At 62.4% G+C, this 20755-nt stretch carries 14 protein-coding genes; 9 read left to right on the top strand and 5 right to left on the bottom strand.

The window, feature by feature from the left end; all coding sequences use genetic code 11:
- Nucleotides 1–45 precede the first annotated feature (45 nt).
- Entirely contained in the window at nt 46–1452 is a 1407-nt protein-coding gene (locus ACFOTD_RS29245) for an ABC transporter substrate-binding protein (protein ID WP_378123495.1), read from the bottom strand.
- A gap of 158 nt (nt 1453–1610) precedes the next feature.
- Between ACFOTD_RS29245 and ACFOTD_RS29240 the strand changes: the two genes are divergently transcribed.
- From ACFOTD_RS29240 to ACFOTD_RS29220, 5 genes are all read left to right on the top strand, one after another.
- A complete protein-coding gene (locus tag ACFOTD_RS29240) occupies nt 1611–3413 on the top strand; it encodes a cache domain-containing sensor histidine kinase (protein ID WP_378123494.1) in 1803 nt (600 codons plus the stop codon).
- Entirely contained in the window at nt 3406–5022 is a 1617-nt protein-coding gene (locus ACFOTD_RS29235; RefSeq protein ID WP_378123493.1) for a response regulator, read from the top strand. Before ACFOTD_RS29240 ends, ACFOTD_RS29235 begins: the two co-directional genes overlap by 8 nt.
- A 264-nt stretch (nt 5023–5286) precedes the next feature.
- A complete protein-coding gene (locus tag ACFOTD_RS29230; protein ID WP_378123492.1) occupies nt 5287–6240 on the top strand; it encodes an ABC transporter permease in 954 nt (317 codons plus the stop codon).
- Nucleotides 6241–6261: 21 nt separating this feature from the next.
- Nucleotides 6262–7137 carry a carbohydrate ABC transporter permease gene (locus tag ACFOTD_RS29225; protein ID WP_378123491.1) on the top strand — a complete coding sequence of 292 codons (876 nt, stop codon included), beginning with the start codon at nt 6262–6264 and terminating at the stop codon, nt 7135–7137.
- Between the two features lie 29 nt (nt 7138–7166).
- On the top strand, nt 7167–9197 hold the full coding sequence (locus ACFOTD_RS29220) for an alpha-amylase family protein (RefSeq protein ID WP_378123490.1): 2031 nt from the start codon (nt 7167–7169) through the stop codon (nt 9195–9197).
- Nucleotides 9198–9686: 489 nt separating this feature from the next.
- On the opposite strand, the gene ACFOTD_RS29215 is transcribed toward ACFOTD_RS29220, so the two are convergent.
- From ACFOTD_RS29215 to ACFOTD_RS29205, 3 genes are all read right to left on the bottom strand, one after another.
- Nucleotides 9687–12017: a helix-turn-helix domain-containing protein gene (locus ACFOTD_RS29215; protein WP_378123489.1), complete on the bottom strand. Its 2331-nt coding sequence runs from the start codon at nt 12015–12017 to the stop codon at nt 9687–9689.
- A gap of 102 nt (nt 12018–12119) precedes the next feature.
- On the bottom strand, nt 12120–13688 hold the full coding sequence (locus tag ACFOTD_RS29210; protein ID WP_378123488.1) for a type 2 periplasmic-binding domain-containing protein: 1569 nt from the start codon (nt 13686–13688) through the stop codon (nt 12120–12122).
- Between the two features lie 221 nt (nt 13689–13909).
- Nucleotides 13910–14824 (bottom strand): helix-turn-helix transcriptional regulator, encoded by a 915-nt coding sequence (locus ACFOTD_RS29205; protein WP_378123487.1) that lies wholly within the window; start codon nt 14822–14824, stop codon nt 13910–13912.
- Between the two features lie 160 nt (nt 14825–14984).
- Between ACFOTD_RS29205 and ACFOTD_RS29200 the strand changes: the two genes are divergently transcribed.
- Genes ACFOTD_RS29200 through ACFOTD_RS29185 form a run of 4 tightly spaced genes read left to right on the top strand, consistent with a single transcriptional unit; the run spans nt 14985 to nt 19304 of the window.
- A complete protein-coding gene (locus ACFOTD_RS29200) occupies nt 14985–15722 on the top strand; it encodes a ThuA domain-containing protein (protein ID WP_378123486.1) in 738 nt (245 codons plus the stop codon).
- A 6-nt stretch (nt 15723–15728) separates the two neighbouring features.
- A complete protein-coding gene (locus ACFOTD_RS29195) occupies nt 15729–16805 on the top strand; it encodes a Gfo/Idh/MocA family protein (protein WP_378123485.1) in 1077 nt (358 codons plus the stop codon).
- A gap of 40 nt (nt 16806–16845) precedes the next feature.
- Nucleotides 16846–18126 (top strand): glycerate kinase family protein, encoded by a 1281-nt coding sequence (locus ACFOTD_RS29190; protein WP_378123484.1) that lies wholly within the window; start codon nt 16846–16848, stop codon nt 18124–18126.
- Nucleotides 18127–18146: 20 nt separating this feature from the next.
- Nucleotides 18147–19304 (top strand): NAD(P)-binding domain-containing protein, encoded by a 1158-nt coding sequence (locus tag ACFOTD_RS29185; RefSeq protein WP_378123483.1) that lies wholly within the window; start codon nt 18147–18149, stop codon nt 19302–19304.
- Nucleotides 19305–19401: 97 nt separating this feature from the next.
- Here ACFOTD_RS29185 and ACFOTD_RS29180 read toward each other — a convergent pair whose 3' ends face one another.
- Entirely contained in the window at nt 19402–20670 is a 1269-nt protein-coding gene (locus ACFOTD_RS29180) for a family 43 glycosylhydrolase (protein ID WP_378123482.1), read from the bottom strand.
- Between the last annotated feature and the right edge of the window lie 85 nt (nt 20671–20755).

Here is a 20755-nt window from a genome sequence, read left to right as displayed (position 1 = left end):
TAAGGAATCGCCCCTCCCGGGGAATGGAGAGAGGGGCGACCGGCTTTATTTCCAGTTCGGATCGTCTTTGGCCTTCGCGTTTTTGGCCGTTTCCTGGTCGAGCGCCTGCGCCACCTGCTCCGCAGTCTTGCCTCCGGCGTAGTAATCCTGCATGAACTTGTCGAACGAACCGTACGGATACAGCTCGCCGTTGCCCTGCCAGTGCAGGATGCCCTTGCCGTCCTTCAGCGCCGCGTTCAGGTCGGCGATCGCCGGCGACAGCGCCACTTCCACTTTTTTGTTCAGGTAGATACCCGGCTGCGCTTCGGCGAAAATTTGCTGCGCTTGCGCCGAGGCGATGAAGTCGACCGCGCGCTTGGCCAGCTCGACGTCCTTCGCGGAGGTCGTCACCGACAAGGAGCCCGGCGGCGAGATGTTGACGTAGTTGTCGCCGGTGAGCGGGAACGGGAACGCGCCGATGTCGTTCACCTTGTCCGGGAACTTCTTGATGATCTCCCCGATGAACCAGGTGCCGTTCACGTGCATGGCCGCCGTGCCGTCCGCGATCGCCTGCTGCGCGGAATCGTACGTATCGGACAGGTACGACTTGTTGACGTAGCCCTTGTCGATCAGGTCCTTGGACTTTTTGATCGTGTCGATGAAGTTCGTCAGATCCGCGTAATGCTTCTTGTTCGTGTTCATGTCCTGCCAGAAGTCCGGGAACGACTTGCCGCTCTGCACGATATCCTGCGAGAAGCCGAAGTGCGGAACCGTCTGCAGCGTCCACGTATCCTTGCCGGAGTAGTAGACCGGCGTCTTGCCCGCTTCCTTGATCTTCTCGCACACCGCCAGGAACTCGTCCCATGTTTTCGGAACCGTCAGATTCAGGTCGGCGAACACCTTCTTGTTGTAGAACACGCCCATCAAGGTCGTCGCGTCGATCGGCACGGAATAATACTTGCCCTTGTACTTGTAAACGCCGTCCATCGCGCTCTCGTCGTAATCCGCGTAGCTGGCGAGCCCCGTCAGATCGACGAGCTTGTCGAGCGCGTCCGCGTTTTGATCCATCCATTTCGGCCCGTAGTTTTGCAGCAGGTCCGGCAGATCGTTGGTGGCGATCTTCGTCTTCAGAAGCTGCTCGCCCTGGCTGCCGCCGGCAATCTTCTGAATGTCCAGCTTAAAGCCGAGCTCGGAGGCATGATCGGCGATGTACTTCTCAAGCGCTTGCCAGCCCGGCGTGTACCAGTCGGCGAACATGAGCAGCGACAGCGTCTTGACCTCCTGCGGCTTGCTGCCCGCCGAATCCGATGCCTGCGCCGTTTGCGAGGCCGCCGAGGATGCCGGCGCCGTCGAGGTTGCCGGGGATGCGCCTTCGTTTTTTTCGTTCGCTCCGCACGCCGCCAGCGAGAACGCCATCGTCGCCGAGATCGCGGACAGGAACAGTGCTTTTTTATGCAGCCGCCGTTGTTGCATTTTTGTTTCGCCCCTTGTCTGTTGTTTGTTTTCGCACTTTGAATATAGCGAAGATTCGGAGACGGAAGGATTGTATTTTTTTTAAAAACGCTTTATTTTTATTAAATATCCGCGCCAACACCTCGCGAGAGAAGCGACGCGATGGGGAGATGACACCGATGCACCGGCCGCTTCGCACCCGACTGAACAGCATCAAGTTCAAGCTGTCCGCCGCGATCCTCCTCCTGTTCGTCACGTTTATGTCCGTAACCGTATACATGTGGTACGCCAACTCGACGGCCGATGCCGAGCGGCAGGCGGGACAGGCCGCGGCGGCTATGATCAACGTTTCGAGCGACAATCTGGAGACGTCGCTGCGCGACATCGACAAGATCGTCGCGCTGCTCTCCGTCGACACCGGCGAATACATGAACGATCTCGTGCGCAAGTATATCGCGCAGTACGACACAATGGACAAGGTGGAACTGATCCATGCCGAGCGGGACATTCAGGACTATCTGGTCAACGTATCGCTGTTCAAGCATTACCTGACCGGCGTCACCCTCTCGGATCTGGAAGGGCACACCATCGAGTACGGCGTGACGACCCCGCTCGACGTGCTTCGTTCGCAGCCTTCGTTCGGCGAACTGACGGGCATGGAGAACGAAGCGCTGCTGCTGCCTCCCCACCTGAATCCGCGCCTCGGCAGCAGCGCGGACCCGCAGAAGGGCAAGGTCATCACGATCGCGCGGCCGATCCGCAGCGGCGGGCGGACGATTGGCTTCGTCGCCGCGGACATCGACTACGAGATCGTCGAAGACCTGTTCGCCACCAACATCCGCAATTCCGGCCATATGCTCATCTTTAATACGCGAACGGGGCAGCCCGTGCTCGACCAGCCCGACCTCGGCCTGGCTTCCTCCGATCTTGAACGCCTCGTCTCGCGCACGGATGCCGCCGGGGGCAGCTTCTACACCCGCCTGTCCATGGGAAATACGTTCGCGGTGTATCGCACCTCCGCCTTCACGAATTGGACGACGATGGTGCTGATTCCCAAGGCTAGCCTGCTCGCGGGCTCGTCCTCCACGCGCGACAAGATGCTGAACGTCTCGCTGCTGTTCTCCGCCGTTGCCGTCCTGCTCATCCTGTCCATGTCCTCGCTCCTCACCCGCAATCTGCTGCGGCTGGGCCGGGCCCTTAAGGAGGTCGCCAAAAACAATCTCGACGTCGCGATCGAGACCAAGTCGCAGGACGAGATCGGACAACTGTACCATCAATTCAATTCCATGACCCGTCGCATGAGCCACCTCGTCGCCGAAGTCCGCTCGACCGAGCGCGAGCGCAGCCGGGCGGAGATCCGGGCGCTGCAGGCGCAGATCAACCCGCATTTCCTGCACAATACGCTGAATACGATCAAGTTCCTGTCGATCCTGCAGGGCGCGGACAACATCAAGCTGGTTGCCGAATCGCTGTCCGGCTTGATGCACGCGCAAATGGACGGGCGGCCGTTCGTCAGCGTGGGCGAGGAGATGGATAGCCTGCGCAGCTACTTCAGCATTCAGAAGTTCCGGTACAGCGACAAATTCGCGGTTCATTTCAGCCTGGAGGAGGGCGTCGGCAAGCTGATGATTCCGAAGATGCTGCTGCAGCCGATCGCGGAGAACGCGCTGCTGCACGGCATCGCGCCGCTCAAGACGCAGGGGACGATTCAGATCAAGCTGTTCACGAGCGAGGCGCAGCTCAGGATTCGCATTCAGGACAACGGCGTGGGCATAAGCCCCGCGCAGCTTGAAGCGATCGAAGCGCCCGAAGCCTCGGCCCGGGGCGCCGATCATATCGGCCTCGCCAACGTCCGGTCCCGGATTCGCACCTTGTTCGGGGAGCCGTACGGCTTAACCGTCTGGAGCGAGGCGCAGCGGTTCACGGCGGTGGAGATGTCCTTTCCGATTCTGAGCGAGGAGGAGGCGATGCGTTATGTATAAAGCGCTGCTGGTCGACGATGAATTGCTCGTGCGGACGAATCTGAAGCTGATGCCGGAATGGCGGGAGCAAGGCTTCGCGCTATGCGGCGAAGCGGCGAACGGCGCCGAAGCGCTGGAAGTGATCGAGCGCGAACGCCCCGATCTGATCGTCTCCGATCTGCGCATGCCCGTCATGGACGGCCTGCAGCTCTCGGCCGAGATCGCCCGTCGCTACCCGGGTTCCAAAATGATCGTGCTCAGCAACTACGACGACTTCGACTACGTGAAGGGCACACTGCAAAACGGCGCCGTCGACTACCTGCTCAAGCACCGGCTAAACGCGGCGGAGCTGGCCGCGGCGCTCGCCCGGGTCAAGGCGCTGCTCGAAGCCCGGCCGCGGCGCGCGGACGGCGAACGCACCGACGCGAACCAGCGGCTGGCGCTGCGCACCCGGTTCATCACGCAATTGATCGCCGGGTTCCATTACAGCCCGGAGGAGATCGGACACCACATCCGGACGCTGGATTTGAAGCTGGATACCAGGCAGCTCATCCCTGTCATTCTGTCGATCGACGATTACCGGTCCCGGCAGTCCCGCTCGACGCTCAAAGCGGCCGAGCTGGAACGCTTCTCCATCCTGAACATCGTCGAAGAGATCGCGGGCGAACTCGGCAACGGCGCGGTCGGCCACATCGGCGGCGACCGGTTCGTCATCCTGTTCTCGTTCCCCAACGTCCGCAGCGAGACCGCATTGGCCCTTGCCGTCGGCGAAGCGGTATCCCGCATCGCGAGCTGTCTGCGGACTTTCCTGAATCTGTCCGCCAGCTTCAGCATCGGGCCGACCTGCATGACGCCCGCGCACATTCCGCACAGCTACAAGCAGGCAGAGAAGCAGATGCTGGACCGCTTTCACCTGGGAAAAAACGTCGTGCTGCGAAATGCGTCGATCGTGCAAGAAACCGAGGCGCTGGCCGGGCTGGAGATCGGGACGGAGAAAGACATGCTGGCCTGCCTGAAAACGCGGGACGCCGCCGGCCTGCTGTCGATTCTGGACGGCCTGTTCGCGCGAATCAAGACGGCGGCGCTCAGCATGGCCGGCTCCCAGCTGCTGTTCAACGACCTGCTCAGCCTGCTGCACCGCGCCATCCGCGAGCATGGCCTGGAGCTGGGGGCGCTCTATGCGGACGCGGTTCCGCCGCACGAGCGGCTCGCCGCCTTCGAGACGCTGGAGGAGGTCAAGGCATGGTTCCGTTCGCTGTTCGCGCGATACTTCGATTTGCTGCAGGCTGACGAGGGAGGCAACTATTCCGGCTATACCGCGGAGGCGATCCGTTATATCCGCAGCCACCTCGCGGACAGCATCTCGCTCACCGAAGTAGCGGAGCGGATCGGCATCAGCGGCGCTTACTTAAGCACGTTATTTAAAAACGAGGTCAAGATCGGCTTCGCCGAGTACTTGTCCGACGCCCGCCTCGAGCGGGCCAAGGCGTATTTGGAGGACGGACGCGAGGACATGAAGGACATCGCCGCCTTGTGCGGCTTCAATAGTGCCAGCTATTTTTTCAAAACGTTCAAAAAGAAAACCGGCATGACGCCGTCGGAATTCGCCCGCGGCCGCAGCTCGACCTGACAATGCGAGCCCTGCGCTAACCGGACATTTCTTTCGCAGTGCCCGCCAGGCCGCCGATCCCCCTCGGATCAACCCGCGCCATGCCGGGCTTCTTCCGTCCGGCCGCCCCTTGCGGCGCGCGGACATCAATTGCATAAACGCAGGACCGGCTGCCGCAGCCGGTCCTTTTCAATTTATGTCCGTATTCCGCTGATCGCCGCGCGCCTACACTGGAGACAGATCAGATTAGGTCCGCCAGCGGACGGAAACGAGGTGCTTCGGATCATGGAGAAGGCATTGGCCGCATTGCCGGTCCGAAAGGAAAAAGGCTATTGGTCCCGGCTCGGCGCGCGCATCGTCAAGCATCGGGCGATGTATTTGCTCGCGCTGCCGGGCGTGCTGTTTTTTATTTTGTTCAAGCTCACCCCGCTGTGGGGCCTGCTGCTCGCCTTTAAGGACTACAATCCCTATTCGGGCTTCTCGGGCAGCGAGTGGGTGGGCTTCAAGCATTTTGCCGATCTGTTCGCCGACCGCAACTTCTATGTCATGCTGCGCAACACGTTCGCCATCAACGTCTTCGGGCTCGTCTTCATGTTCCCGCTGCCCATCCTGCTCGCCCTCATGCTGAACGAAGTGCGGCACGGCGCCTTCAAGCGCTTCAACCAATCCATCGTCTACCTGCCCCATTTCCTGTCCTGGGTCGTCGTAGCGAGCATGACCTTTTTCGTTTTGTCCACCGACGTCGGCATCGTCAACAAGCTAATAGGCGAGGCCGGGCACGAGCCCATCAGCTTTCTGTCCGAGTCGAAATACTTCTGGGGCCTCATCACGGCGCAGACGATGTGGAAGGAAGCGGGCTGGGGCACGATCATCTTCCTGGCCGCCATGGCGGGCGTCGACCCGCAGCGCTACGAGGCGGCTGTCGTGGACGGCGCAAGCCGGTTCCGTCAGATCTGGCACATCACGCTGCCTGCCATCCGCCCTACGATTCTCATTCTGCTCATACTGCGCCTCGGCCAGATGGCGGACGTCGGCTTCGAACAGATGCTCCTGATGATGAACCCGCTCGTCATGCAAGTGGCCGAGGTGTTCGATACGTATTCCTACACGCAGGGCATCCTGCGCGGACAGATCAGCACGGGCGTGACGGTCGGCATGTTCAAGGGCGTCGTCGGCTTCGTCCTGGTGATGGTCTCGAACTATATCGTCAAAAAAACCGGCCAGGAAGGCATCTACTAAGGCCAGAAAGGGGCATTTCGCATGAGCTTCGTATCCCGCAAAAAAATGACGGCGTTCGATTGGATAAATTACGCGCTGCTCGCCCTCATATCACTCGTCTGCGTATTTCCGTTCCTGTACGTGTTCAGCGTTTCTTTTACCGACCCTGAGGTGTACGTGCCGCTTCGTTTCTATCTGTTCCCGGAAAAATGGTCCCTGGCCGCCTATTCCTACATTTTGTCGACGGACAGCTTCGCCAATGCGTTAAAAAGCACGGTATTCATCACCGCCGTCGGCACGATTCTGAATCTGGTCGTCACCTTCTCCCTCGCCTACGCGCTGACCAAGAAAGACGTGCCGGGACGGGGCCCGATGATGGGCTTCGTCATCTTCACGCTCGTCTTCAGCGCGGGCATCGTGCCCAACTACCTGCTGGTGCAAAATCTCGGGCTGCTCAATTCGTACTGGTCGCTCATCTGGCCGGTTCTGACCAACGCCTGGAGCCTGATCATCATCAAAAGCTTTCTGGAGTCGCTGCCCTCGGAGCTGGAGGACGCCGCGCGCATCGACGGCTGCTCGGACATCGGCGTCTTCCTGCGCGTCGTGCTGCCGCTGTCCATGCCCGCCGTGGCCGCCTTCACGCTGTTTTTCGCCGTCTCTCACTGGAATACGTACTTCAATGCGCTGATCTATCTCTCAGACGCCAAGAAGTGGACGCTGCAGGTGCTCGTCAAAACGCTAGTCATCGACTCGGACAACGCCGGCATGGCGGGCGCCGGCGGGGACGAGCGCTCGGTCCCTCAGGAGACGATCCGCATGGCCTCCATCATGCTGGCGATGGCGCCGATCTTGCTCGTCTATCCGTTTCTGCAAAAGCACTTCGCCAAGGGCGTCATGCTCGGCTCGGTGAAGGGATGAATTTTATGAATACCGGAGGTCGATCTCTTTTGGAAAATAACGAACGCGGCTGGTGGCACAAGCCCCAGCGCATTATTCAGACGAATCTGCAGGTGAAGGACACGCATCTGATCGAACCACGCCGCCTGGCGCGCCAGATGAAAGAGCTGGGGGCGACCGCGCTCGTCTTCAACGTCGGCGGCATCTATGCCTGGTACCCTTCCGAGGTCGAAGGCCACCATGTCAACGAATATTTGCCGCAGGACTTCGATCTGCTGAAGGGCGTCGTAGACGCCTGCCACGACGAGGGCATCCGCTTCATCGCCCGGCTCGACTTCAGCAAGACGGACGATATCGTCTACCTGAAGCGGCCGGGATGGTTCGTGCGCAAGCAGGACGGACAGCCCGAGATCATCGGCGCGCACCGCCCCGGCGCATGGTCGCTTCTCGTGAGCACCTGCCTCAATGCGGGCTATCGCAACGAAGACGTCGCCGTCCCCGTGCTGGACGAAGTGCTGTCGCGCTACGACGTGGACGCCGTCTTTTTTAACGCGCCGCACTTTCTCCCGTGCTGGTGCGGCATCTGCAAGCGCAAGTACGAGCGGCTGTACGGCGTGCCGCTGCCGGCGGACCCGGCCGCCTTCGCGTCGGATTGGCCGTCGACGTGCATTCGGGACAACATGGACAAGATGTACCGCTTCATCAAGGGCAAGCGGCCGGAAGTTCAGATGATTCTGTACTACAATCTGTACAAGGACAATCTGTACGACAGGCTGGAGACCACGGATCTGTTGTGTACGGAGCCGCAGGACGTGCTGTCCGAGGGCCATCGGAAGATTCCGGAGTTCTGGAAGCCGGCGCTCAGCATCAAGCTCGGCCGCTCCGCGCCCGGCGTCCCCGCTCCGCTCGGCATCGTCCACTCCAGTCCGGGGATGGAGTGGCGGCATACCGGCCTGCCGCCGGCGGAATACCGGTTCTGGCTGTCGCAGATCCCTGCGCACGGGGGCAGTATCTGGCATTCGCTCACCGGCATTCCGGAGACGATCGGCGACAAGCGGATTCTGGAGACGGTCGCGGCGCTCAACCGCGACGTCGCCAAGGTGGAGGCGTACATGGACGGCGCCGGGACGTTGGCGCAGGTCGCGCTGCTCTGGACGGCGAATTCGGCGGCCGAGGGTTGGGCGGACGGCCTGATCAACCGCCAGGTCCCGTTCGACGTGCTGCTCGAGGAGCAAGCGACGCCGGAGCGGCTCGCGCGCTACAAGGCGCTGATCGCGCCGGAGGGCCTGGCGCTGACCGAAGGCATGGCCGCCACGCTGGCCGGCTATGCCGCTGCGGGCGGGCATGTCATCGCCGAGGGCGATGCCGCCGACAAGCCCGAATGGCGGGACCTGCTCGGCGTCCGCGACCAGGGCGCCGCCGGCGAATTGCTGTCGGCCGCCTACCTGCGGTTCGAGGGCGCGGACAACCCGCTCCAGGCCGGGCTCGCGGAGACGGAGCTGATCGCGCTGCGCGGTGCCGTCTACTATGCGCAGCCGGCGGCGGACACCGCGGTGCTGGCGACGCTCGTCCCGCCGTTCGCCCCGCTCGAGTGCGTGGGCGCGCCGCCCGAACGGGCCTCGCTGCCCGTGATCCGCACCGACCTGCCGCTGGCGCTGCATCGCCGGAGCGGACAAGGCGGCTTCCTGTACTTCCCGTTCTCGCTCAGCGGCATGCTCAATGAATTCAAGCTCGGCGAGCACTATCAACTGCTCAGCAACGCGATCGACCTGGCCCTGGGCGAGGATAAGCTCGTAGAAGTCACGAACTATCAGGGGCTGCAGGTCACGCTGTTCGAGCGGGACGACTACGTGCTGGTCCATCTGGTCAACGGTGCGGGCAGAAGGCCGCTCGCCACCAACCTCCCGCTGTACGACATCGCGCTGAAGCTGCGGCTCCCCGGCAGGCGCGTCGCGGGCGTGCAAAGGCTCATCGCGGAGGATGCGCTGCCTTTTAGCGGAGTGGATGGCGCGGCGATAGTCGATATTCCGAAGCTGGAGGTGTGGGAGTGCCTGCTCGTCCAGACGGAGGCAAGCGATTGAGCTTAAGAAGCGCGGAGTTGGGTCGCGGAGTTACACGGTTTTTCCGGGTAACTCGCCTCTGAGCGGAGGTTAGTTGCGGAGTTGCACGGTTTTTCCGGGTAACTCGCCTTCGAACGGAGTTGGACCGTGGAGTTGCACGGTTTTTCCGGGGAACTCGCTCCTGAGCGAAGGTTAATTGCCGAGTTGCACGGTTTTTCCGGGTAACTCAACCCTAAGCGGAGGTTAATTGCCGAGTTGCACGGTTTTTCTGGATAACTCAACCCTAAGCGGAGGTTAATTGCCGAGTTGCACGGTTTTTCCGGGTAACTCGCCTCTGAGCGGAGGTTTGCTGCGGAGTTACACGGTTTCTCCGGGTATCTCCGCCCCCGAGCGGAGGTTAGTTGCCGAGTTGCACCGTTTTTCCGGGTAACTCCGCCCATAAGCCTCCTCCGCCCTTCCCCCACGGCAAAGAAGCCCGCCCCCATTGGGCAGGCTTCTACTCCACCGCGCTCAACGCAGCGACATGCGGTACTGCTTCGGCGACATCGACAGATGCCGCTGGAACGCGCGGTTCAGGTTGCGCTCGGAATATCCGATGAGCTCGGCGATCTCCGCCACGCTGTGATTCGTCTCCTCCAGCAGCTTTTTCGCGCGATCGACCTTGTACTTCATTAGGTACTCGATAAACGTCATGCCCGCCTCCTGCTTGAACAGCCGGCTCAGATACGACGGACTCATGCTCACGTACTCGGCGCACTCGATCAGCGAAGGCATGCCCTGATGCGTCTCGATATAGGCGCACACCCGCTGCACGGCGATCCGCGTCGCGTTCGCCCGGCTCTCCTCCGTGATCTGCCGGTGCATCGGAAACAGAAACTCTACGAACCACTCCTGCACCTCGCGATACGTCTGCCTCGCTTTAAGCTGCTCGAACAGATTGTCCCCGAGATTGTCCAGCACGCCGTAGCCCATCTCCTCGAGCGATTGAATGATGGACGACAGCAGAATGTGATAACAGTGCATCGCCGTATTGTACGATTCGGACTGCCGGATGCGCTCGTAAAAACGTCCCAGGGACGCCTCCGCCAGACCAAGCTCTCCTTGCAGCAGATGCTCCGTAATCTCCAGCTCCAGCTCCTTCGGATAATTGAACGTCGCCAGCTTGCCCGAAGGGACCGGCAGCGCGTCGTAACGGAAGATCCGGCGATGCTCGTCGAAAAGGCGCTGCTGCAGCGCGGCCTCGGCCTCACGGTACGACTCGGCGAGCAGATGAAGCCCCTGGCGCACGCCCCCTATGCCTACCGATACCGTGAACGACAGATGCGTCTTCAGCGCTTCGCACACCCGCTCGGCATAGATATCAAGCATGCCCGCGGCCTCCTCCTCGCGAACGGGCGCGTCCCAGCGAAGCACGGCGACGGCCTCCTTATCTTCCTTGCCCAGCACGCAGCCGCTCGCAAACGGTCCGCCTTCCAGCAGCTCCTGCATGACGTTTTTCACCGCAAAAACGATGATCGGCCCCTCGCTGGGCAGAAACCGCTTTTCCTTGAACAAGTTCTCGGGCCGCACGACCAGCACCGCGAAGCTTCCCGCCGCGGGCATGCCGTACGCCTGCGCCTCCGCCTCGACCGCCTGCGGCTTGACCGGCGCGGACGCCGTCAGAATTTTCAGCACGAAGCGATCGCGCAGATCCGGCTGAATCCGCTCAATATAGGCGCGCAGCGACTCCGCCTGGTCGTTAAGATAGGCGAGGCTCGACCGGATATAGCCGATCTCGTTGCCCCTGCCCGACGCGCCGGGACCGTGCCGCAGCTGCCGGCCGTACAGGATAAGCTTGTCGATCGGACTGTAGGCGAACTTGGACGAAGCGACCGTCAGCACGATGCCGAATATCAAAATGACGAGCACCGAGCCGAGAACGAACAGCCGCATCCAGTTCAGCTGGCCGGAGATCGCGCTCTCCGGCAGCATCGAGATATAAGTACGCCCGAGCGCCGTCTTGTACGTCGCCGTCAGCACCTTGCCGCCGTCCGCTTCCCCCATGACGAACTGTCCCTCGCCGCCGCTGCCGGACAGCACGCTCCGGAACAGCTCGACCGAGTCGGCTTGCTTGCCCAGAAGAGCCGCGTCGGAGGAGTGCAGCAGTATCGTGCCGTCCGCGTTCACGACGGCATACGACTCTTCGCCCGTCCCCCCGCCGGATTGGAACAGCTGCCGGCCGAGATCCGCCGCCTTGAGCTCGTAGATCAGCGCGCCCATCGGCTGTCCCGTCCGCATGACCGGCAGTTGGCGAACGTACGAAATATAGCCGTTGCTCGCGTAAGCCGGCAGGTAGGACCAGCCCTCGCTGCGCGCCCCCTTCAGCACCGCCGCTATGTTCTCGCGCTCGGGCGAATCCGCCAGCGTCGTCTTGCCGTAAGCGTTGGACAGCACCGTATCCGACGCGCTGGCGTAGAACACGATATCCTGCACGAGGCTGCTCGCGTTTTTTTGCACGGTCATCAGGTCTAGCAGGCTCAATTGAATCACGTATTGCTCGGCAAAGCCCGGTCTGCCCAGCCAGGAACGGATCGTGGCGTTGGCGGCGAGCTGCATCGACTGGTATTCGATATCCGTCATCAGGTTCTCCGTCCGCTCCTGCAGCAGCGTCAAGGAGGTGCGGCTGTCCGCCTGGAACTGCGCCTCGATCTTGTTCACGGAGTAGCGGTAATAGGCGAGACCCAGGATCAGGATCGGAATCGTCACGGAGACGCATCCCAACCAGACGAGCCTTCTGAAATAATTGGATCGCGGAAACGCCCGGTAGGCGGCTTGTCGGACTTTGTTCAGCAGCGGCTTCATGAGGACCTCCCTCGGAACGGCGGTTGGGGCGCGATAGACAAGGAAGGCAACCGGCTCCCGGCCGGTCACCTTCCGCTTTTCTGCGAGTCTTGTCTGCCGCGTTTACGGGTTCATCGCTTTGTAATTCTCGGCGAATTCCTTATACGCTTTTTTGGCTTCCGGCAGATTGTTGATCTTGTCGACGAATTGCTTGTATTGGTCCATCGTGATCTGTCCGACGATCGCCTGCGTCACCATGGACTTCCACTCGTTCTGGTACTTCGCCCAGACGTCGTTCCAGGTATCGGAGATCAGATAAGCGAACGGATCGATGCTCCCGATTTCGCCGAAGTTCTGCACCTCTGCGATCTTGGCGTCGTTGTAGGCTTTGTCGCCAGAAGCGCTGATAACCTTGCCCCATTTCTGGGTGGCCAGGACGCCCGCGTTTTTGCTCGTCGTGTTGACTTCCTTCACGCCCTGCTCGGTCAGCACCTTCTGACCGCCCTCGACCGTATGGTGCACGCCTTCGACGCCGTAGTACGCCAGATCGGTCATCTCCGTCGAAGCCGTCTTTTCGAAGTAGTCAAGCAGCTTCCACACTTTGTCCTCAGGCACCTTCTTGGAGATCAGGAAGCTGCCGGTGCCGCCGAGCGTCAGATTGACCGCGTACGCCTTCGGGCCCTTAAGCGTCAGATTGAGAATTTGCGCGTCCGGCTGGCCGTTTTTCTTGATCAGATCCTCCCACTCCTTGTCCCACCAGATGCTGCGGGTGTAGGAGGCTGCGCGTCCGGTCGTGAACAGGTCCTGCGCCTGCGTGCGCTTCATGACGGAAAATTCCTTGGACAGCGCGCCCGTCTCGTACAGCTTGCGGAAGTAGGCGATCGCGTCCGTATACCCCGGGTTCAGGTTGGTGTAGATGAGCCCGCCCTCATCGTTGTACGTCGGCTCCATCGCGCCGAACGCCGAGGCGAAGGACGCGTCGCCGTCGCTGATGATGACGCCCCCGCCGATCAGGCCGAGCGTGTCCGCGCGCCCGTTGCCGTCCGGATCGCCTTTCGTAATCTTCACCAGCGCGTCCGCGTATTCGTCGAGCGTTGTCGGCACCGGGATGTTCAGCTTATCGAGCCAATCCTTGCGGATCTTGATGCCCGGATCGATCTGCGACCGGGAGCCGGGCAGCGAATAAATCTTGCCGTCGATCGTCCTGTACTTGTAAGCATTCTCCGGCACGTTGTTCTTCAGGTTCGGGTACTTGCTGAAGTCCCCGAGGAACGGCGTCAGATCCCAGAACGCGCCGCCCTTGATCGCGTTGATCAGCGTCGGCCGCTTGAAGTCGGGCGCAGCCAGCACCTCCGGCAGCTGCGCCGAGGCCAGCAGCAGGTCCAGCTTCGTGTCGAGATCGCCCGACGGCACCCACTCGACGTTCAGCTTGGTGTTGGTCTCTTTCTGCCACGCCGTCCAGAAGGCGTCGTTCATGTCGGGCACTTCGTTGTACAGTCCCGCGAACATCTGAATGGAGAGCGGCTCGGCGTTGCTCGCCGTCTTGTCCGTCTGCTGGGCGCTTGTCTGCGTCGCGCTGTTCTTGTCGGTCGGGGCAGCGTTGTTGTTCCCGTTGCCTCCGCATGCCGCGGTTCCTGTAATCGCTGTCAATAGTACGGTTGCCAGCCATGCATTCTTTATCGTCGGCTTCATCCTGTCATGTCCTCCCCGGATTGAAATGCTCGGCGCAGGCTCGCTGCCGCCTTGGCCTGTCGCTGCAACCCCATCGTACGACCGCCGCCCGAGGCACGGTAGGGACATTACTTGAATCGGGCCGGGAGAAAGAAATGTCCGCCGAAAACCCAGGCAGGGCAAGGCTTGCGAGCGACGGCGGCAGCGTGCGGGTAAGAAAAGTCCGGTCCCGCGGCAGGCGATCAGACGGTCTCGCGGCCGCTCATCCGAGTGACGAATTCCTTGGGCGAGCACCGGTTGAAGCGCTTGAACAGCTTGTAAAACTGGGCGATGCTCGGTACGCCAGCTTGAAGCGCGGCCTCCGCGATGCTGATATCCCGCGTCAGCAGCAGCCGCTCCGCGGCCTTGATCCGCTTGCGGTTGACATAATCGACGAACGAGCAGCCCATCGCCGAACGGAAGTAGCGTATGAAATAGTGATAGCTGAAATTGAGCAGCCTGCTGACCTCTTCGACGGTAATCCGATCCTGCAGGTGCAAATCGACATAGTCCAGCGCAGGCCTCAGGCGCAGCAGGTCCGGCTCCGCCGCGGCAGGAAGCAAGCCTTCGTCGCCGTTCCGGACGAACAGCCAGAGCAGCCGCTGGATCGCGGAGCCCAGCGCCAGCTCGTAGCCGCGCTCGCGTCCCCGGTACTCCTCGTACATATGCGCGATTAACGCGTGCGTCTCGCGCCGGACCTCGGGCTTGTCGCGGAACAGGCCGTTCAGGCGCTCGAGCGGCGCGGTGCCGTCCCCCAGGCCGTATAGATAAGGCAGCGCGGCGCTTGCCATATGCCGGCCGAGGTCGACCTGCAGCACGACGAAGCGGACCGGCGCAGCGCCGGCGCGATGCGTGCGGTGCAGCTGGGAGGCGCCGAACAGCGCGACGTCGCCCGGTTCGAGGCGCATGTAGCCTTCTTGCGTCTGCATCCCCATCTCGCCTTCGACCATCGCTAGCAGCTCGACCTCTTTATGATGATGCCAGGGCCCGTACGCCTCCTGCGCAGGCGCCGGCGGGTTCATGCCGACCTCCCATATTTTCATGTACAGAAGGGGATGGCCGTAGACCACGGCCTCCTCGCGGACCGGTTCGCGGAGATCGTCCGCCAACGTTGTCATCGCTTACACCTCGCTTGGGGCACAGGAGTTTTGGAGCCCCCAGTATAGCACATATGTCACTTTTGGAGAATAATCGGTCAGCTTTGAAACTATTCTTGCCTGAGCGGCGAAGCCTATAATGTGGGGGTCACGGCTGAACGAAAACGAGGAGGATGGCGGCATGAAGGACGAATTGCGCGTGTTGATCTGGAACGAATTCCGTCACGAGAAAAATAACGAGAAGGTGAAGGCCGTCTACCCGGACGGCATCCACCGCGCAATCGGAGAAGGACTCGGGCACGATCTGGCGATCGGATACGCGACGCTCGACGAAGAAGAGCACGGCCTCTCCGAACAGCGGCTGGAGGACACGGACGTCCTCGTCTGGTGGGGGCACAAAGCCCATCGCGAGGTGTCCGACGAGATCGTCGAACGCGTGCACAAGCGCGTCCTCGCGGGCATGGGGCTCATCGTGCTTCACTCCGGCCACTTCTCCAAAATTTTCAAGAAGCTGATGGGTACGACCTGCAACCTGAAATGGCGGGAAGCCGACGAGAAGGAGCGGCTGTGGGTCGTGTCGCCGGGCCATCCGATCGCCGAGGGCATCGGCGAATATATCGAGCTGGAGCAGGAAGAGATGTACGGGGAGAGCTTCGAGATCCCCGCGCCCGACGAGCTCGTGTTCGTGAGCTGGTTCGAGGGCGGCGAGGTGTTCCGCAGCGGCTGCACCTACACGCGGGGACAGGGCAAGATCTTCTACTTCCGCCCCGGGCACGAGACGTATCCGACCTATTACAACGAAGAAATCCGCAGGGTTATCCGCAACGCCGTGCATTGGGCCGCGCCGACCGGACGTCCGGCTCCGCTGTTCGGCAACCGCCAGCCGCTGGAGCCGCTCAAATCGCGGCAGGAGGCGTAAGCGCGTATGACTGCCACGGGCACGGATCAAAAAACCGACCGTAAATTCCGCCTGGTCCAAGTCGGCTGCGGCAATATGGCGCGTCGCTGGGTCAAGTACGCGACGGGCCGTACGGACATCGAGCTGGCCGCGCTCGTCGACATTCATCTGCCGGCTGCCGAAGCGCTGGCCCGGGACTTCGGCCTCGACTGCCCCTGTTACACCGATCTTGGGGCAGCCATCCGCGAGACCGGCGCCGATCTCGTCTTCGACGTGACGATTCCGCAGGTCCACAAGACCGTCGTGACGACGGCCGTCGGGCTCGGCTGCGACGTCATCGGCGAGAAGCCGATGGCCGTGACGATGGCGGACGCCTACGAGATCGAAGACATCGTGCGGCGGCACGGACGCCGCTACGCCGTCATGCAGAACCGGCGCTTCGCCAGACAGATCCGGGAGGCGCGCGGCCTGATCGCGCAGGGATCGATCGGCAAGCCTGCGCATGCGACGGCGAACTTCTTCCTCGGCCCGCATTTCGGCGGCTTCCGGGAGACGATGGACCATCCGCTGCTGCTGGACATGGCGATCCATACGTTCGATCAGGCCCGCTATCTGCTGCAGGCCGATCCCGTATCGGTGTACTGCCACGAGTTCAACCCGTCCCATTCCTGGTATGGGGGCAACGCTTCGGCCATCTGCATTTTCGAGATGAGCGACGGCTCGGTATTCACGTATAACGGCTCCTGGTGCGCGGAAGGCGAGCCTACCTCCTGGCAGGGCGATTGGCGCGTCGTCGGCTCCGAAGGCACCTTGATCTGGGATGGAACGAACGATTCGTACTGCAGCGTGGCGGAAGGCGATCTGGGGCCTGGCGCCCGGATGCATGCGTACAGGCGGATCGAGCCTTCCGCGCCCTGGACCGGGCATGAGGGACACGACGGCTGCTTCGACGAGATGCTGGCCGCGCTCGCCGAAGACCGGCCGGCAGAGACGGACTGCTCGGACAATCTGAAAAGCATGGCGATGGTATTCGCCGCGATCGAGAGCGCGCGGAGCGGGGAAAAGGTACGCATCGGTCCCGGACAGGCGTATGATAGAGTTTAGCATCTCATACTAGCTGTCCATTTTGGGAGGAGAACCTGCAATGCGCTTCGTAATTGCCCCGGATTCATACAAAGGCAGCCTATCCTCGCGGGAGGTCGGCGCCGTCATGGCGGCGGCGATCCGCCGCGAAATTCCGCAAGCCCAGATCGACGTCTTTCCGATGGCGGACGGCGGCGAGGGCACCGTCGAGGCGCTCGTCGGCGCCTGCGGCGGCCGCAGCGAGGAAGTCGTCGTGCACGGCCCGCTGGAGCCGGGAGCCGCGGCGCTCATCGGCCTGATCGAGCAAGACGGCGAGCCGGTCTACGTCATCGAGACGGCGAATATATGCGGTCTGCCGATGATAACCGCGGATCGCCGCGACCCGTACGCAGCCACCTCGCGCGGGCTCGGCGAGGCGATCGCGCACGCGCTCGACCGCGGCGCCCGGCGCCTGATCGTCGGGCTCGGCGGCAGCGCCGTGAACGACGGCGGCATCGGCATGCTGGCGGCGCTCGGCGTGCGTTTCGCGGATCGGGACGGCCGCCTGCTTGAGGGCCGGGGCGGCGACCTGCTGCGCGTGGCCGCTGTCGACTGGAGCGGCCTGGACCCGCGGCTCGCGGCGTGCGCGATCACGGCGGCCAGCGACGTGACGAGTCCGCTGACGGGGCCGGCGGGCGCCTCGCGCGTCTTCGGGCCGCAAAAGGGCGCGACGCCGGCGCAAGCGGCGGAGCTGGACGAGGCTATGGGCGCTTATGCGGCGCTGCTGGAGCAGCCGGGCGGGATAGATATGAGCGGCGCCCGGGCATTCGAGCCGAGCGTGGGCGGAGATCGGGAGATCGAGCCGAGCCCGGAGGATGAGGCAGACGAGAACGAGCAGAGCGGTGTCTATGCGGATAATGCCTATGCGGATAATGCCGGCGCGGATGGACTGCGTCTGTCGGAGCGGCCCGGCGCCGGCGCCGCGGGCGGGCTCGGCTTCGCGCTGCTGCGGCTCGGCGCCCGGATCGAATCCGGCGCCGAGGTCGCGGCCCGCGCGACAGGGCTCAAGAAGCGCATCGCGGGCGCCGATTGGGTGCTGACCGGCGAGGGGCGCACCGACGCGCAGACGCTGAGCGGCAAGCTGCCCTTCCGCGTCGCGGAATGGGCGGCGGCCGAAGGCGTCCCCGCGATTCTCGTATCCGGCGGTCTCGGCCCGGACATCGAGCCGCTCTATGAGGCGTTCGCCGCGGTTTTCCCGATCGTCGGCCGGCCATCGACATTGGACGAATGCCTGGCCGAGGCCGAGGACAACCTGGCGCGAACCGCGCGCAATGTCGCAAGACTGATCAAGACGAAGACATAACGCCGAGGAGCGTGAACGACTTGAAAAAGATCGGATTCATCGGATTGGGGAACATGGGCTTGCCGATGACGAAAAACCTCATAGAGGCTGGCTACGAAGTATACGGCTTGAATCGCAGCAAGCCCGCCGAGGAGCGTCTGGCCGCGTCGGGCGGCCGCACCGGCTTAGATCTCGCGCAGCTGGCGGCGGAGATGGACCTGATCGTCACCTGCTTGCCGATGCCCGCCGACGTGGAGGAAGTCTACCTCGGACCCGACGGGCTCGTCGCCAGCGGCAGAGAAGGCCTGATCCTGGTCGACTGCAGCACGGTCGGGCCTGCCTTGTCCCGCAAAGTCGGCGCGGCCGCGGCCGAACGCGGCCTCCGGTTCCTCGACGCGCCGGTCAGCGGCGGAACGACCGGCGCGGCCGCGGGCACGCTCAGCATCATGGTCGGCGGCGACGAAGAGACGTTCCGTCTTGCGCAGCCGGTGCTGGCGGCGATGGGCAATCAGATCGACCGTGTCGGCCCCGCCGGCAGCGGCTCCGTCGTCAAGCTGGTCAATCAGCTCATGGTCGGCATCCACACGCAGGCCGTCAGCGAAGCGCTCGCGCTGGGCAGAAAAGCGGGGTTGGACGAGGAGCAGCTGGTGAACGTGCTCCTGGCCAGCTTCGCCAGCAGCCGCATTCTCGACCGGCATTATCATAACCATATCGGACCGGCCCGCTTCGAAGCCGGCTTCGCCATCAAGCTGCTCGCCAAGGACCTGACGCTCGCAACCGAGCTCGCCGCGCAGTCCGGCGTGGGCTTGTCCGCGGGACGCCGGATCAAAGGTCTGCTCGACGGCGCCGTAAGAGAAGGCTTCGCCGAGCAGGACATGGCCGCGATGCTGAATTATCAGCTCCATCGCGACGAACCAAGCGCGGCGGTCAAGCACTTCGCCGTCTTCCTGCCGATGAAGGACCCCGAGCTCAGCGTGAAGCACCGCGAGGAGCACCTGCAATTTCTGGCGGATCGCCGCGCCGAAGGCAAGCTTCATGCCAACGGCCGGTTCGTCGACGGCGCAGGCGGCCTTGTCATTTATAAGGCGCGTTCCCTGGAGGAAGCGGAATCTTGGGTGAAACAGGATCCGTATGTCGTCCTGGGCGCCCGGGGCTACGAGATCCACGAGTGGGATATCGTCCTGGCGGACGAGGCGTAATCGTCCCCGCTGTATAGGAGTTCTCCTCGCTTGGCGGTTTTTACCGTTCCGCCTGAGGGGGACTCTTTTTTTCGGCTTCGCCGCCGTCTCCTCTCTTCTACTCCATCCGTGCAACGGACAAGCCTTCGATCACGATTTCTCCGCAGCCTCCTGTAAAACTAACCGTATTGACCGCCCCCGGATCAAGGCGCACGGTGAGCGAAGTTTGTCCGCCTTCTGCCCGCAACGCGTTTAGCAGCGAGTAGTCGGCGCCGTTAACGACAAGCCGCAGCTTCGCCAGCCGCTCGTGTGTCGTATAATGCACAGCTAGCGTAGCCCGGCCCCCGTTCCCTCCGTCGACTTCGCGGAACTCGCAGGAAGACGATGCCCCCTGCATCCCCGCGACGGCGAAGGTTCCCCGCTCCGTGGCCACGATCGACGCATCCCCGTTCATTTTGCAGTCGTTAACTGCGTAAAAAGTCCGCGCATACGCCTCCGCGGAATCGGCTTGGACGGCACGAACCCCTTCTTCCGTCTGCTGCACCATGCGAATGGCGCCGTCCTCGTCAAAGTGCAGCTCGTCGATGCATACGCTGCGCAAGTTGCCTTGCCCGGAGACCGCCTGGTTGTGGTAAAAAAGATACCATTGCCCCTTGTACCGGGCAACCGATCCGTGCGTCGTCGAGCAGCCCGTCGGCTCGAGGAAAATGCCGCGGTACGTCCAAGGGCCGAGCGGATGCTCGCTCGTCGCGTAGCGCATCCGGTTGTTGTCGTGCAGGTTGTCCGCGTAGGTTAGATAATAAACGCCGTCGCGCTTGAACGTCCACGCCGCCTCGTGAAAATCTGCCAAGCCGGTCATGTCGGCCATCTCGCCCTTGATGGACATCATGTCGTCGTTCAGCTCGCCGCCATGGCAGACGCCGCCTCCGCCGTAGTACATGTACGCTCGCCCGTCGTCGTCCTGAAAGACGCACGGATCGATCATCGCGAAGCCGCCGAGCCCTTCGATATAGCCGCGGTCGACGAACCCGCTTGCGGGCTTGTCGCTCGTGGCGACGCCGATCTTCCACGTGCCGTTCCAGTCCGAGCCGCTTGGATGCGGATAATAGAAATAGTAAGTGCCGTTCCGGTGAGCGCAGTCGGGCGCCCACATGAAGCCGCCTTCGGGTCTTCCCCAAGACACATCGTCGGAGCGCAGAATCTCCCCCTCGTCCACCCAATTCACCAGATCGTCCGACGAGAAAACGTGGTAGCGGTCCATCAGATCGCAGCCCCGGGGCGGATCCATGTCGTGCGAGGCGTAAATATAGACTCTGCCGTCTTCCCATACATGGGCCGACGGGTCGGCCGTGAAGATCGAGGCGATAATCGGATTTTTAGCGTTCATGGCACACTCTCCTTCGCGCGCGGCGCGTTTTCTCCCTCATTGTAAAACACGCGTCCGGGCGCTCCCATGAGGCGATCGAAAACGA

Source organism: Cohnella sp. GCM10012308 (assembly GCF_042649185.1).
Classification (GTDB): Bacteria; Bacillota; Bacilli; order Paenibacillales; family Paenibacillaceae; genus Cohnella.
This window is presented reverse-complemented; position numbering and strand designations above follow the sequence as displayed.